Annotated in this window: 13 protein-coding genes and 1 pseudogene; 4 read left to right on the top strand and 10 right to left on the bottom strand. The window is 71.9% G+C overall.

Going from position 1 to position 14,635, the window contains the following annotated elements; all coding sequences use genetic code 11:
* From ABT08_RS10095 to ABT08_RS10070, 6 genes and pseudogenes are all read right to left on the bottom strand, one after another.
* Positions 1 to 958, bottom strand: a 958-nt coding sequence (locus tag ABT08_RS10095) for an ABC transporter substrate-binding protein (RefSeq protein ID WP_288114858.1), incomplete at its 3' end; no start/stop codon positions are given.
* Between the two features lie 76 nt (positions 959 to 1,034).
* Positions 1,035 to 1,823, bottom strand: coding sequence for an amino acid ABC transporter ATP-binding protein (locus ABT08_RS10090; RefSeq protein WP_056206663.1), 789 nt, complete (start codon positions 1,821 to 1,823; stop codon positions 1,035 to 1,037).
* Positions 1,824 to 2,028: 205 nt separating this feature from the next.
* Positions 2,029 to 2,853, bottom strand: a pseudogene (locus tag ABT08_RS10085) (amino acid ABC transporter permease); the annotation flags it as partial.
* Positions 2,854 to 2,976: 123 nt separating this feature from the next.
* Positions 2,977 to 4,347: a M20/M25/M40 family metallo-hydrolase gene (locus tag ABT08_RS10080; RefSeq protein WP_056518967.1), complete on the bottom strand. Its 1,371-nt coding sequence runs from the start codon at positions 4,345 to 4,347 to the stop codon at positions 2,977 to 2,979.
* Positions 4,295 to 4,645 carry a carboxymuconolactone decarboxylase family protein gene (locus ABT08_RS10075; RefSeq protein ID WP_056206660.1) on the bottom strand — a complete coding sequence of 117 codons (351 nt, stop codon included), beginning with the start codon at positions 4,643 to 4,645 and terminating at the stop codon, positions 4,295 to 4,297. The genes ABT08_RS10080 and ABT08_RS10075 overlap by 53 nt, the downstream gene beginning before the upstream one ends.
* A 12-nt stretch (positions 4,646 to 4,657) precedes the next feature.
* On the bottom strand, positions 4,658 to 5,224 hold the full coding sequence (locus ABT08_RS10070) for a flavin reductase family protein (RefSeq protein WP_056518965.1): 567 nt from the start codon (positions 5,222 to 5,224) through the stop codon (positions 4,658 to 4,660).
* Positions 5,225 to 5,384: 160 nt separating this feature from the next.
* On the opposite strand from ABT08_RS10070, the gene ABT08_RS10065 reads away from it, so the two are divergent.
* The gene (locus ABT08_RS10065) at positions 5,385 to 6,239 is read left to right on the top strand and encodes a sulfurtransferase (RefSeq protein WP_056518990.1); all 855 of its coding nucleotides are present in this window, start codon (positions 5,385 to 5,387) and stop codon (positions 6,237 to 6,239) included.
* A 6-nt stretch (positions 6,240 to 6,245) separates the two neighbouring features.
* On the opposite strand, the gene ABT08_RS10060 is transcribed toward ABT08_RS10065, so the two are convergent.
* The gene (locus ABT08_RS10060; protein ID WP_288114857.1) at positions 6,246 to 6,782 is read right to left on the bottom strand and encodes a hypothetical protein; all 537 of its coding nucleotides are present in this window, start codon (positions 6,780 to 6,782) and stop codon (positions 6,246 to 6,248) included.
* A 111-nt stretch (positions 6,783 to 6,893) separates the two neighbouring features.
* Here ABT08_RS10060 and ABT08_RS10055 point away from each other — a divergent pair, with 111 nt between their 5' ends.
* Together ABT08_RS10055 and ABT08_RS10050 are read left to right on the top strand one after the other, a co-directional pair.
* A complete protein-coding gene (locus tag ABT08_RS10055; protein WP_082486294.1) occupies positions 6,894 to 7,469 on the top strand; it encodes a MarR family winged helix-turn-helix transcriptional regulator in 576 nt (191 codons plus the stop codon).
* 40 nt (positions 7,470 to 7,509) lie between these two features.
* Positions 7,510 to 7,968, top strand: a complete 459-nt coding sequence (locus tag ABT08_RS10050; protein ID WP_056206653.1) for a GNAT family N-acetyltransferase — start codon at positions 7,510 to 7,512, stop codon at positions 7,966 to 7,968.
* Between the two features lie 6 nt (positions 7,969 to 7,974).
* Here the strand turns inward: ABT08_RS10050 and ABT08_RS10045 are convergent, their stop codons facing one another.
* The 3 genes from ABT08_RS10045 to ABT08_RS10035 form a co-directional block, all read right to left on the bottom strand.
* The gene (locus tag ABT08_RS10045) at positions 7,975 to 9,321 is read right to left on the bottom strand and encodes an MFS transporter (RefSeq protein ID WP_056518988.1); all 1,347 of its coding nucleotides are present in this window, start codon (positions 9,319 to 9,321) and stop codon (positions 7,975 to 7,977) included.
* Positions 9,322 to 9,422: 101 nt separating this feature from the next.
* Positions 9,423 to 12,287, bottom strand: a complete 2,865-nt coding sequence (locus ABT08_RS10040; RefSeq protein WP_288114856.1) for an FAD-binding and (Fe-S)-binding domain-containing protein — start codon at positions 12,285 to 12,287, stop codon at positions 9,423 to 9,425.
* A gap of 2 nt (positions 12,288 to 12,289) precedes the next feature.
* The gene (locus ABT08_RS10035) at positions 12,290 to 13,981 is read right to left on the bottom strand and encodes an L-lactate permease (protein ID WP_288114855.1); all 1,692 of its coding nucleotides are present in this window, start codon (positions 13,979 to 13,981) and stop codon (positions 12,290 to 12,292) included.
* Positions 13,982 to 14,117: 136 nt separating this feature from the next.
* Here ABT08_RS10035 and ABT08_RS10030 point away from each other — a divergent pair.
* On the top strand, positions 14,118 to 14,635 hold a 518-nt coding region (locus tag ABT08_RS10030; protein ID WP_288114853.1), incomplete at its 3' end, for a GntR family transcriptional regulator.

Below are 14,635 nucleotides of genomic sequence, written 5' to 3'. Positions count from 1 at the left end.
TCGAGGTCGTGACGGCCTCCGCGTCCAGACCCCACGCGTCGAGCACCTTCTTGTAGGTGCCGTCCTTGATCAGCGCGTTCAGCACGATGTTGACCGGGGTGATGAGCCCGTTGCCCTTCTTCGTGGCCGCCGCGATGTTGGCCGTCAACGGCCAGCCACCGGGGATCGTGCCGACCAGCTTGATGTCGCCGGTCTCGCGAGCCTCCCAGGCTCCGGTCGGGTTCGGACCGAAGTTGGCGTCCGCGCGACCCGACTGGAGGGCCAGCGTCGCGGCGGCGACGTCGTCGTAGTACTGCAGCTCGGCCGGCGCCTTGCCGCGGGAGACGAGGTCCTTGTTCCACTCGAGGAGGATCTTCTCCTGGTTCGTTCCCGAGCCCACGATGATCTTCAGGCCCGAGATGTCGTCGGCGGTGGCGATCTTCGAGATCGAGCTCGTGGACTTCACGTAGAAGCCGAGCACGTCCTGACGGTAGCTCGCGAAGTCGTAGAGCTCCTTGCGCTCCTCGGTCACCGTCACGTTCGAGGTGATCAGGTCGTACTTGCCCGACTGGATTCCCAGCGGCCAGTCCGCCCACGCCACCACGACCGGGTTGTAGGTGAGGCCCAGACCCTGCGCGATGAGCTTGCCGAAATTCGGCTCGGTGCCGGCGGGCTCGGTCTGACCCTCCGGGATGTACGCGAGCGGCGGCTGGTAGGCCGCGACCGCGACGGTGAGCTTGCCCGGGTTGATGGGCGTGAAGCCGCTCGCCTTCAGAGCGGCGACCGCCTCCGGGACCTCGTGCCCTTCGATCCAGGTGATCTGGTCGGTCGCCGGGTTCGACGATGATGCGGCGGGGGCGGCGGCATCCGCCTTCGCCCCACCCGCGATGTTGACGGCGGCGATGATGCCGCCGACGACAGCGGCCACCGCGACGACGGCGATGCCGGCCGCGATGCCCTGCTTCTTGCTGATGGCCATTGCTGTGTTACTCCTTCGGTGGTCCTCGGGTCCGGGTGGGCCGAGGGTCGGGGGGCGGATCGGGCGGGGGTTCCGCTCAGGTGAGCACCTTGGCGAGGAAGTCCCGTGTGCGCGCATGCTGCGGGCGCACGAGAACGTCCTCCGGGGTGCCTTGTTCCACGACCACCCCTTGGTCGAGGAACACGATCCGGTCTGCCACCTCGCGCGCGAATCCCACTTCGTGGGTCACGATCACGAGAGTGGTGCCCGCGTGCGCGAGGCCGCGGATCACGTCGAGCACTTCGCCGACGAGTTCGGGGTCGAGAGCGCTGGTCGGCTCGTCGAAGAGCAGCACGCGGGGCTCCAGCGCGAGTGCGCGGGCGATCGCCACGCGCTGCTGCTGACCGCCCGAGAGCTGCCGGGGGTAGTGGTCGGCGCGGTCGCCGAGCCCGACGCGCTCGAGCAGGCCCAGGCCGAGCTCCCGTGCCGCCGTCTTCCCCACGCGCCGCAGTGCGAGCGGTGCCTCGATGACGTTCTCGAGCGCGGTGAGGTGGGGGAAGAGGTTGAAGTTCTGGAAGACGATGCCGACCTGCGTGCGACGCTTCAGGATCTCCCGCTCGCGCAGCTCGTGGAGCTTCGTGCCGCGCACCTCGTAGCCGATCAGGGTGCCGTCGATGGTGACCGAGCCCCGGTCGACCGATTCGAGGTGGTTGATCGTGCGCAGCAGGGTGGATTTGCCCGAGCCGCTCGGCCCGAGGATCGCCACGACCTCGCCGGGGGCGATGTCCAGGTCGATCCCGCGCAGCACCTCGATGCCGTTGTAGCTCTTGTGGACGTTGTGGATCTCGACCCGCCCGGTGCGGGCGGGGACGACGGTGGCGCTCATCGCGAGCGGCGGCCGCGCCGGCGCCCGCCGGGCTCGCCGCGGCATCCGGGCGGGGTTCGTCACCGAGACGCGCCCACCGCAGCGCCACCCAGCGGCGGAACCGCTGCAGGGGGGTCGGGGGCAGCACCCGCACGGACCCCCGGGCGTAGTGACGTTCGATGTAGAACTGGGCGATGCTCAGCAGGGTGGTGATGATCGTGTACCAGACGACCGCGACGAGAAGCAGCGGGATGACCCGGCTGTTGCGGTTGTAGATGACCTGCACGGCGTAGAAGAGCTCGGGCAGTGCGATGACGAACACCACCGAGGTGCCCTTGACGAGGCCGATGACCTCGTTGGTGGCGTTGGGGATGATGGAACGGGCCGCCTGCGGCAGGATGATGCGGCTCAGTCGTCGCCACGCCGGGATGCCGAGGGCCGCGGCCGCCTCGTGCTGCCCCTGGTCGACGCTGAGGAGTCCGCCGCGGATGATCTCCGCAGAGTAGGCCGCCTGGTGGAGGCCGAGGCCGAGCACGGCGGCGGCGAAGGCGCTGATGAGCTGCACCGTCGGGAACTGCACGATCCAGAAGTCGGTCGTGAAGGGCGTGCCGAGGCCGAGCGTCGGGTAGAGGTAGCCGAGGTTGTACCAGACGATGATCTGCACGACGAGCGGCACCGAGCGGAAGAACCAGATGTAGGTCCAGGCGATGCCGTTCAGCAGCGGCGAGCCGCTGAGCCGGGCGAGCGCGAGCAGCGTGCCGAGGCCGAATCCGACGACGGCGGCGATCACCGTCAGCGTGAGGGTGTACCCGAAGACGCCGGTGAGCACCGGCTCGGAGAAGAAGTAGCGGGCGAAGACGTCCCACTCGTAGTTCTCGTTGACGACGAGTGACCACGCGAACTGCGCGATCGCGAAGATCAGCAGGGCGCTGAGCACCCAACGGAACCAGTGCCGGGTGTGGACGACGCGGAACGATCCGAGGTCGACCCGGGCGGCCGGGGCGGGGGTCGGGTCGTCGACGACGCGGGCGCGTGCGAGCGTGTCGGTCATGCCTGCTCCTTCGGGGGATGCGGCCGGTCGCCGCGTTTCCGCCACGGTAGGGGCGTCGCCGGTGTGCGCCGGAGGGCGCGTTTCACATGCCGCAACCGCGCGTCGCACGCGGTAACAGTGCGATCAGGCGGTGCGCAGGATCCGCTCGGTCACGCGGGTGCAGAAGTGCAGGGCGTCGACCGGCACGCGCTCGTCCGCGGCGTGGAACTGCGCGAACACGTCGAACTCGTGCGGCACCTGCAGGGCCACGAAGCCGTAGCCATGGATGCCGAGCCGGGCGAAGCTCTTGTTGTCGGTGCTGGCCGGCAGCAGGTAGGGCACGACGAAGCCGTCGGAGTCCTCGGCGCCGATGGCACGGTCGAACACGTCCAGCAGGGGAGAGTCGGAAGCCGCGAGGGTGGCGGGTGTCCAACCGCCCCAGCGGATGTCGATGTCGTCGCCGACGATTCGCGTGATCTCGGCGCGCAGGGAGTCGTCGTGACCGGGGAGCACGCGGATGTCGAGGCGCGCCCGCGCCTCGGCGGGGATCACATTGGTCTTGTCGCCCGCGATCAGCACCGTGGGGGAGACGGTGTCGCGGGCTGAGGCGGCGAGGAACGTCTCCGCGTGGCCGAGGCGCGCGAGGGCGTCGGACAGGTCACCGAAGGGCTCGCCCGTGTGGGCGGCGTACACCCGCAGGAAGCGGTCGAGCGCCTCGGTGCGCTCGACCGGGAAGGGGTGGTCGCCGAGGGCGGCGACCGCGCGAGCGAGACGGACGACGGCGTTGTCGGCGGTCGGGCGAGAGCCGTGCGCGGCGCGACCGCGGGCGGTGAGGGTCGCCCAGGCGACCCCCTTCTCGCCGACGGCGGCGACGTAGGCGCGCCGGCGCCCGGCGGGGATCGAGAATCCGCCCACCTCGCTCACCGCCTCGGTGACGCCCGCGAGCAGGTCGGGTCGGTTCTCGACGATCCAACGCGCACCCCAGACGCCGCCGGTCTCCTCGTCGGCGACGAACGCGAACACGATGTCGCGCGCGGGCACGATGTCGTTGCGGCGGAAGTGGCGGGCGAGGGCGAGCAGCGTGCCGGCGAAGCCCTTCATGTCCACGACTCCGCGACCGTAGAGGTAGCCGTCGTCGTCGATCTCGGCGGCGAACGGCGGATGCGTCCAGTCGGCCGCGACGGCGGGGACCACATCGAGGTGGGCGTGAACGAGCAGGGCGCCGCGGGCCGGGTCGGCACCGGCGAGCCGCGTGACGATCGATCCTCGGCCGGGTCGCGGTTCGAGGAACTCGACCTCGTAGCCGACCTCCTCCAGCGCCTGCTGCGCGAGGCGCGCGGCGCGGGTCTCGCCGTCGCCGATCGTCGCTGCGTCGCCGGTGTTGACCGAGTCGATGCGCAGCAGGGCCCGGGTGAGGTCGAGCGCGTCCTGTTCGACGGCCGACGTCATCGCGGTTCGCCGCTCAGTGCTCGTGAGGGCGCGCGTCGCCGGCGAGCTTGAACGCGAGGCGCCCATGGGCGTAGCCGCCGCCGGCGCGGATCGCGGTAGCGACCCACGCGGCCTCCGCCAGCTCGGTGTCGGTCGCGCCGGCCTTGACGGCGTTCTGGCTGTGCGCGTCGATGCAGTACACGCACTGCGTGGTGATGCCGACGGCGAGGGCGATCAGCTCACGGTACTTGAGCGGGATCGCCCGACCCTCCTCGGCGAAGACGGCCTGGTCGAAGGCGGAGAACGCCTGCAGGATGTCGGGCGTCTCGGTCTTGTAGACCTTGGTGAAGGTGCGGTCGGCGGTGCGGTCGAAGTAGTCGGACACGATTCCTCGGGATCAGTCGAGACGGGAGTGGTCGCCGAGGCGGTGCCACGTGCGGTTGTGATAGACGAGCGCGTCGCCGTGGTCGCCGGGGTCGACGTCGCGGGCGATGCTCGACTGCAGCGCGTGGGCGGCGATGACGGTGGAGCCGCCTGCCTCCATGCGGTTGATGATCGCGCAGCGCACCCAGGCGCGCACACCGTTGTAGACGGGCTCGCCCGTGGGAAGACGCGACCAGTTCGCGGGGTCGGCGAAGCGGTCGACACCGCTGGTCGAGGCGAGCCGGGCCACGTCGAGATCGTGGGCGTCGAGCAGGTGCACGACGATCGTGTCGGCCGCGACGATCGTCGGGGTGGCCGATGAGAGCGACGACACCGAGAAGATCAGCAGCGGCGGCTCGGCGCTGACGGAGGAGACCGAGGTCGCGGTGAGGGCGACGGGTCCGCGTCCGTCGTCGGCCGTGATGACGGCGACGCCGCCCGGGTGGCCGCGGAAGAGCGCCTTGAAGTCGTCGGGCGACAGCGAGCCGCCGAGCAGGTGCGGGCTGTCGAACACGGGGGAGACCTCGGCTGCATCGGACATGACATCGACGCTACCCACCCCGGTCGGGTGCGGGGCCGTCGGTTCGAAACAAAGAGAAACCGCGTGCCCGCGCACGAGGGGATGACCTCGTGTTGCGCCGCGTGTCGCCGTGTTGCCCGGCGGGATGACGCTCGCGCGCGGCGGCGCGCAGACTCGCGCCATGTCCCCCCTCATCGACGTCGCCGGGCTCACCGAGGCGCTGACCGGTCTGCGGCCGGTGCGTCTGCTCGACGTGCGGTGGCGATTGGATGCCCCGGAGGGACGTCTGGCGTACATCACCGGTCATCTCCCGGGGGCCGTCTACGTCGACCTCGAGCGCGAGCTGTCGCGGCCGGGCCATCCCGAGGCGGGGCGGCATCCCGTGCCGGCGTTGGCCGACCTCGAGCACTCGGTGCGCCGCTGGGGGATCGACGAGGGCGATCTCGTGATCGCCTACGACGACAACGACGGGGTCGCGGCGGCGCGGGCCTGGTGGCTGCTGCGCCGTCGGGGTGTGGACATCCGGGTTCTCGACGGCGGGCTGCGCGCCTGGATCGCGTCGGGCGGTCTGCTCGACACGCACGACGTCGCGGTGGAGCCGGGCGGCATCTCGCTGCGCGATGAGGATCCGGGCGTCGCGTCGATCGATGAGGCGGCGCTCGCGCCGCTGACCGGGGTGCTGCTCGACGTGCGGGCGCCTCAGCACTACCGCGGGTCGGTGCCCTCCGCCGATCCGGTGTCCGGGCACATCCCGGGCGCCCTCAACCTGCCGACGTCGGTGCACATCTCGCCCGAGGGTGGGGCTGCTTCCGTCGAGGCGAGCGCGGCGCGATTCGCCGACGTCGGAGTGCGCGCCGGCGTGCCGGTCGTCGTGTATTGCAGCTCGGGTATCGCCTCGGCGCACACGGCGCTCGTGCTCGCCCGGCTGGGGATCGGGGCGCGGGTCTATCCGGGGTCGTGGTCGGAGTGGGCGCGTGCGCAGGGGCGCCCGGTCGCGACCGGGCCCACCCCCGCGCACGCCGTGCACGCGGTCTGATCGCGCTCAGCCGCGATCATCGGATGCCGCGTCCCGCGCGCCTTGCGCGTCGGGGCGACGGTCGCCGCGCTCGCCGTGGCCGTGGTGCCCCGCGTGGGCGGCGCACTCGCCGCGGCCCAGGTCCTCGCCGAACCGGCGGTGTGCGCCGGGGCCGAACCCGCGGTGGCGGTTGCCGCCCGCGAACGGGCGGAAGCCGCGGCCGCGACCGAACGGCGGGAATCCGGCGCGGGGGCCGAAGCCGTGCGGGGCGTCCGAGTCGGCGCCGGGGCCGAACCCGGGGCCGAAGCGGTGGCCGCGCGGGCCGCCGGGGTGGCCGAACTCGCCGGGCCGCGGCATCCCGTAGGAGTCGTCCCAGCCGAGCTCGCGGGCGATCGCCTCGAGTGTGCGCGAGGTGGTGGCGAGGTCGTCGGCGCTGGCCGCCGCCTCGACGCGCTCGCGGAATTCGCGGGGCGAGTGCACCGCGCCGCTGCGAAGCAGGGCGCCGACGGCGCGCAGCCAGTAGCCGACGGGTGCGGGGGTCTGAGGAGTGGTCTCGTCAGTCATGGGGTGTCCTTTCGTGGCGCGTCCGGAGACGCCGATTACATGTCATGTGGCATGTACATGTCTTTGTACATGCTTCTGTGATGCATGTCAAGGTGCATGTATTCTCGGATCATGACCGCCGACGACCCCGCCACCGACCCCGTCGACGCCATCGCCGCCGCCCTCGGGCAGCTGCGCGGTCGGCGCGGACCCCGGCCTCCCTGGGTGACCGGGCACGACGGCCCCCACCCCCACGGCGGGCGCGGCCGGCACGGGTTCGGACCCGGCGCGCACGGCGGCGGGCCCTGGGCCGCGGGTGCCCCCGGTGCATGGGGCGGGCCGCCCTGGGCGGGCGGCGGCAGCGGACGCTTCGCGGGGCCGGCGCGCCTCCGTCTGCTCGACGCGGTGGTGGCGGCATCCGAGCCCCTCACCGTCAGCGAGATCGCCGAGGCCGTCGGCGTCGACCAGCCGCGCGCCTCACGGCTGGTGCAGCAGTGCGTCGACCTCGGGCTCGTGCGCCGCGAGGCCGACCCCGACGACGCTCGCCGCACACGCATCGTCGTCACGGAGCAGGGCCGCACCCTCGCGCGCGGATTCCGCATCGACCGGCGGGAGGCCGTCGAGACCGCGCTCGCCGCCTTCACCGACGACGAGCGCGCCGAGCTCGCGCGCCTGCTCGCGAAGCTCGCCGCGGCCTGGCCCGCGTGAGACCGGCCGCAACCCCCGATCCCGCCGGTAGCGTGACGGGGTGACCCTCGCCTTCCACCGTGCCGCCGTGCGCGACATCCCTGCCGAGACCCTCTACCGTCTGCTCTGGCTGCGGGTCGCGGTGTTCGTCGTCGAGCAGGAGGCCGCCTACCCCGAGCTCGACGGCCGCGACATCGAGCCCGGTGCCGAGCTGCTGTGGGCCGAGGAGGACGGCGACGTGCTCGCCACCCTGCGACTGCTCGCCGACGGCGAGGCCGGTCCCGCCCGCATCGGCCGGGTCGCGACTGCGCCGCCCGCCCGCGGCAGGGGGCTCGCCGCGGACCTCATGCGCATGGCCGTCGACCGCGCGGGCGAGCGGTGGCCGGGCCGCGACATCGTGCTCGACGCGCAGGAGCACCTCGCCGGCTGGTACGCGCGGTTCGGCTTCGAGATCAGCGGCCCGGGGTTCGTCGAGGACGACATTCCGCACGTGCCGATGCGCCGCGCGGCATCCGTCTGACCCGGTTCAGCGCGGCGCGCCGGCCGCCCGCACGGGGATGAGCAGTGCGAGGCCCACGAGCAGCACCAGCACGATGCCGAGGATGCCCCACACCTGCGCGCCGCCGATCGTGACGAACAGGCCGAACGCGGTCGGTGCGAGGAACACGGCCGCGCGGCCCGTCGTCGCGTAGAGCCCGAACACCTGCCCCTCGCGCCCCGGTGGGATGAGCCGGGCGAGGTAGGTGCGCGACGCCGACTGCGCCGGGCCGACGAACAGGCACAGGATGAGGCCGAAGATCCAGAAGATCGTCTGCCCGCCGCCGTGGAACACGAACACCGCCAGTCCGCTGATCACGAGACCCACAAGCGAGGTCAGGATGAGCGGCTTGGGCCCGAACCGGTCGTCGAGGGCACCGCTCGCGATGGTCGCGACCCCGGCGACGACGTTCGCCGCGATCGCGAAGATGATGACCTGCCCGGGCGTGAAGCCGAAGGTGCCGGCGGCGAGCACGCCGCCGAACGTGAAGACGCCGGTGAGGCCGTCGCGGAAGATCGCGCTCGCGAACAGGAAGTACACCGTCTGGCGGCTGTGCGTCCACAGATCCCGGATGCTGCGGAACAGCACGCCGTACGACGCGAAGAACCCGACCCGCGGCGCCTCCGGGTCGAGCGGCCGGTTCTCGGGCACCGCGAACAGCACCGGAAGGGCCGAGAGCGCCATCCACACGGCGGCGATCAGCATCGACACGCGCACGGCGAGGCCGTCCTCGCCCGTCACGCCGAACAGGCCCACGTCGGGCTCGATGAAGCCGAAGTAGAGGATCAGCAGCAGCACGATGCCGCCGATGTATCCCATCCCCCACCCGAAGCCCGACACCTTCCCGACGGTGCGGGGCGTGGAGATCTGGGCGAGCATCGCGTTGTAGTTGACGCTCGCCAGCTCGAAGAACACCGTGCCGATCGCGAGCAGCGCGAGCCCGAACCACAGGTAGGCGGGCGACGGGTGCACGAAGAACATGAGCGCGAGGGTCAGGACGACGACCGCGGTGTTGATCGCGAGCCAGCGCTTGCGGTGGGCCGAGGCATCCGATCGCTGCCCGGTGACCGGCGCGATCAGCAGCACGACGATGCCGGCGATCGCGAGCGCCCACGAGAGCGCCGCGGAGTTCGCCGTCTTGTCTCCGAAGCTCGAACCCGTGACGTAGACCGTGAACACGAAGGTCGTCGCGACCGCGTTGAACGCCGCCGACCCCCAGTCCCACAGCGCCCAGGCGAACACGCGGCCGCGCCGCGTGCGGGCGTCGAGGGACGAGACGGATGCCGCGGCTCCGGCGCCTGCGGGCGCGGCGGCCGGGGGCTCGAGTGATGCCATGAGCACACGCTATTGCCGGTGCGTGAACGAACGGTAGCGTTCGTTTCCGCAGGGCGATGCTGACGGGGGCGGGCCGGCCGTCCCCCCGGCCGGCCCGCCGGTCACAGCGAGGGGCGGGTGGCCTCCTCGAGCAGCTCCACCACGTGACGGTAGTCGCGTCCGGTGGCCCGCGTCATTCCGATCTCACAGGTGCGGTTGCACGAGGCGTGCAGGTCGGCGCCGATCGCGCGCACCTCGGCGGCCTCGGCGGCGGTCGCCGACGCGGTGAGCTCGGGGTGCAGCATGCCGCGGTCGCCGGCGAAGGCGCAGCATCCCCAGGCATCCGGCACGGTGACGGTCTCGGCGACCGCCTCGCCGAGCGCGCGCAGCGCGTCGTTCAGACCCATCTGCGTCGACGAGCAGGTGGGGTGCAGCACGAGGGAGGTCGCCACCGGCGACACCTCGCCCAGCCGCGGCAGCACCTCGCGCGCGGTGAAGGCGACGACGTCCTCGGTGCGCACGGCGACGCCCTGGTCGTCGAAGATGTGCGCGAAGCCCTCGGTGCAGCTGGCGGCGTCGCTGAGCACGAGCAGCTCGCCGTCGCGGCTCGCCTCGCGCACGATGCGGGATACCCGCTCGGCCATGACGGCCCGGCCCGCCGTGTAGCCCTTCGAGGTCCAGGGGGTGCTGCAGCACATCGACTCGATGCCCGTCGGCACGAGCACGCGTAGCCCCGCGCGCTCGAGCAGGCGCGCGAACGCCTCGGTGACCCCGAGGCCGTCGCCGCCGAACATGCTGTTCACGCACGCCGGCAGGTAGACGGCGACCGGCTCGCCCGATCCGGCACCCAGCTCCCCCTCGCGGCGACGACGTCCCGGCCCGCCGCCGGGGAGGTCGGCGGAGTACTCCGGCACGGTGTCGGCACCGAGCAGCGCCCGGCCGACGGATGTCGCGCCCCGCACGGCGCCGGCGGGCGCCCGGTCGGCGAGGGTGAGCGCGACCGATCCTGCCCGGGTCACCGGACCCCACGCCTGCGCGGCGGCCTTCCACCCGGCGGCCAGCACCGGATTCTGCTCCTCGCGTCGCAGCCGCTTCACGAGCGCGCCGGTGTTGATGAGCACCGGGCACGCGGTCAGGCACATGCCGTCGACCGCGCAGGTGTCGACGCCCGCGTAGTCGTAGTCCCGCTCCAGCTCGCGCGCGAGCTGCTCGTCACCCGCCACTCGCGCGCGGGCGATCGCGCGTCGCGTGACGATGCGCTGGCGCGGGGTGAGGGTGACGTCCCTGCTCGGGCACACCGGCTCGCAGTAGCCGCATTCCACGCACCGGTCGGCCTCCTCCTCGATGGGCTCGGCCAGCTTGATGTCGCGCACGTGCGCGGTCGGGTCGTCGTCGATGATGACCCCGGGGTTCAGGATCCCCCGCGGATCGCACAGCGCCTTCAGCGCGCGCATCACGTCGTAGAGCTCGTCGCCATACTGCCGGCGCACGTAGGGCGCCATGGCCCGGCCGGTGCCGTGCTCCGCCTTGAGGTTGCCGCCGGCGTCGAGCACGACGTCGACCATCGCCTCGGTGAATCCGGTGAGGCGCCCGAGGGCGGCATCGCCCTCGAAGCGGTCGGTGAGCATGAAGTGGATGTTGCCGTCTTTCGCGTGCCCGAAGATCACGCTGTCGCGGTAGTCGTAGCGGGTGAACAGCTCCTGCAGCGACTCGCAGGTGGCGGCGAGGGAGGGCACCGGCACGACGATGTCCTCGAGCAGCGCGGTCGTGCCCGAGGGGCGCGCGCCCGCGACGGTCGTGTAGAGGCCCTTGCGCAGCTTCCACGCCGTGGCGCGCTCGCCGGCATCGGTCGACAGGTGAGCAGGTGCCAGCAGCGGCAGCTCGCCGAGCAGCCGCGCCCCGGCCGCCGTGAGCTCGGCGAGCCGGTCGTCGTCGTCGGCCTGGTACTCGACCAGCAGGGCGGCCTCGCCGGCGACCTCGAAGCCGCGGATCGCGGCGGGCGCATCCGCGAAGGACTGCCCCACGCGGATGCTGGTGGCATCCATCAGCTCGAGGGTCGCCGCTCCCGTCTCGAGCAGGCCCGGCAGGGCTCGGGTCGCGTCGTCGAGCGTCGGGAAGACGGTGAGCGCCGTCGCGATGCGCGAGTGGATCGGCACCGTGCGGTAGACCGCCTCGGCGACGAAGGCGAGCGTCCCCTCGCTGCCGATGATCAGGTGCGCGAGCAGCTGCGCCGGGCTCTCGAAGTCGAGGAACGCGTTGATGCCGTAGCCCATCGTGTTCTTCATCGCGAACTGCCGCTCGATGAGCGCGACCGAGGCGGGGTTGCTGCGCACCCGTCGCTGCAGCGCGCGCAGCCCCTCGACGAGGTCGGGCTCGCTGTCGGCCAGGTGCCGGTCGGCGTCGGGGTCGGCTGTGTCGACGATCGTGCCGGAGGGCAGCACGAAGGTCATCGACTCGAGCGTGCGGTAGGTGTTCTCGGTGATGCCGCAGGCCATGCCGCTGGAGTTGTTGGCGATGACGCCGCCGATCGTGCACGCCGCCTCGCTCGCCGGGTCGGGCCCGAGCCGGAAGCCGTGCCGCATGAGCCGGGCGTTGACCTGCCGCACGGTCGCTCCCGGCTGCACGCGCACGCGGCGTCCCCCGTCGAGCACCTCGATGTCGCGGAAGCCGCGGCGGGTGTCGATCAGGATGTCGTCGGTCGCCGCCTGCCCCGAGAGGCTCGTGCCGCCCGAGCGGAAGGTGACGTGCGCGCCGCCGGCGCCTGCGGCGGCCATGACGGCGGCGACCTCGCCGGCGCTCTCCGCTGTCACGACCGCCCGCGGGGTCAGCAGGTAGTGGGACGCGTCGCTCGCGTACGCGACGCGGTCGATCGCGCGGGTCGTGACGGTGGATGCCGCGGCCAGCGCGTCGTGAAGCGGAACGGGGAGGCCCGCCCCCTCCCGTGCGCCGCGATCGGCACGGGAGGGGGCGGGAGCATGTGCGGACATGGTCAGGGAACCATCCATCCGAGGATCGGGGTCGACTGCAGGAAGACGAACACGGTGAACACGGCAAGCAGGCCGAGGCTCCACCAGATGAGCCGGCGGAACAGATCGCCCTCCTTGCCGGTCATCGAGGCGGCGGCTGCCGCGACGGCGAGGTTCTGCGGCGAGAGCATCTTGCCGAGCACACCAGCCGACGAATTGGTCGCGGCCATGAGCACGGGGCTGAGGTCGGCCTGCTTCGCCGCGGTGGCCTGCAGAAGTCCGAACAGCGCGTTCGAGGAGGTGTCGGAGCCGGTGATCGTGACTCCGAGCCATCCGATCACGGGCGAGAGCAGTGCGAAGAAGCCGCCCGTCGCCGCCAGGGCGTGCCCGAGGCTCTGCGTCTGGCCCGAGAAGTTCATGACGTAGGCGAGGGCGAGCACGGCGACGACGGTGACGATCGTGAATCGCAGCTGGTGGATCGTGGCGCCGTACGCCCGCACGGCGCGCCGAGCGGAGACCCGGTAGACGATCGCCACGATGATCCCCGAGACCAGCAGGACGGTGCCGCCGGTGCTGGCCCAGGGGAGCTTGACCACGGTCGAGACCGCCTTGCCCGAGGCATCCGTGATCGTGAGGCCCGGCCACGGGAAGACGAGCGTCGCCGACTTCGCGAGGAACTGCGACACGGCCGGGATCTGGGTGATCGAGAAGAGGGCGACGATCACGACGTAGGGCAGCAGGGCGAGCCAGGTGAGGGCGGCCTTCGAGCGGGTGGCGGTGTCGATGCGCGTCGCCTCGGGCACGGTGACCACCGCCGTGGCCGTGCGGCCCGACGGTGTCGGGATCGCCCGCGAGACGGTGGGGACACCGGCTGCTCCGCCGTCGTCGGTCGCGACGACGCCCGCGGGCGTCCAGAAGCGGAGCATGATCAGCACGGCCGTGACCGAGACGATCGAGGCGACGACGTCGGTGATCTCGACGGTGATGAAGTTCGAGGTGACGAACTGGGCGAGGCCGAACGAGACGCCCGCCACGAGGGCGATCGGCCAGGTCTGCCGAAGCCCGCGGCGTCCGTCGACGAGGAACACGAGGATCAGCGGCACGATGGCGGCGAGCACCGGCGTCTGTCGGCCCGCCATCTGGGCGAGCGTGTGCACGTCGATGCCGGTGACGCCGGAGAGCGCGATGATCGGCGCGCCGATCGCGCCGAAGGCGACGGGTGCGGTGTTGGCGATCAGCGACACGATCGCGGCCTTCAGCGGCTTCATACCGGCGGCGATCAGCATCGCGATCGAGATGGCCACGGGGGCGCCGAAGCCGGCCAGGGACTCGAGGAGGGCGCCGAAGCAGAACGCGATGATGATCGCGAGGATGCGCTGGTCGTCGCTGATCGCGCGGATGCGCTCGCCGAGTACCTCGAACCAGCCGGTGATGACGGTGAGCCGGTAGATCCAGAGGGCGTTCACGAGGATCCACAGGATCGGGATGACGCCGTAGACGGCGCCGTCCGCCGCCGCGTTGAGCGCCTGCAGGGCGGGCATCTGCCAGACGGCGATCGCGAGGACGAGGGCGAGGACGAGGCCGGTGAGTGCGGCCTTCCATGCCTTCACCCGGAACACCCCGAGCAGCACGAACACGGTGGCGAGGGGGAGGACGGCGGCGACCGCCGACAGCACGAGCGACCCGAACACGGGGTCGAGGATCTGATGGAACACGAGCGGAGCTCCTCTTTGAGTCTCTGACGTCTGAACAGGCGACCACTCGCGGTGCGGTCCTTCCGCAGTGATTGTTAGACAAGTGCACATGTAAGTCAAGTGCTCGACAAGGAGTTCTCAGGAATAGACTCGCGCCGTGGTCACCAGAGTCGCCGTCGTCTCGGTGATCGACGCCGTCACCGACGACCTGCGCACCCGCGTCCTCTCCGGCGAGCTCGAGCCCGAGGCGGCCCTCGCCGAGGTGGATGTCGCCGACACCTACGAGGTCGCCCGACCCACCGCGAAGGCCGCGATCGAGAACCTCGTGCGCGAGCGCCTGCTCGTGCGCAGCGCCCACAAGACCGCACGCGTCGTGCGGCTCTCCCCCGACGACGCGCGCGACATCTATCGCACGCGGGCGATCATCGAGGCCGAGGCGCTCCGCGCCCTCGCGCACACCCGCCGCGTGCCCGACGACGCGCGCGCCGCGAACGCCGAGATCGCAGCGCTCGCCGACGCGTCGCCGCGCGACGTGGTCGACCCCGACATGCGCTTCCACCGCAGCCTCATCGACGCGCTCGGCAGCGAGCGTACGAGCCGGGTGTACGCCTCGCTCGCCTCCGAGGTCGTCTTCTGCATGTCGCAGGTGCAGGGGGCGTCGCTGCTGCCGACCGC

This window comes from Microbacterium sp. SCN 71-21 (genome assembly GCF_001725695.1).
GTDB classification, from domain to species: Bacteria; Actinomycetota; Actinomycetes; order Actinomycetales; family Microbacteriaceae; genus Microbacterium; species Microbacterium ginsengisoli.
This window is presented reverse-complemented; position numbering and strand designations above follow the sequence as displayed.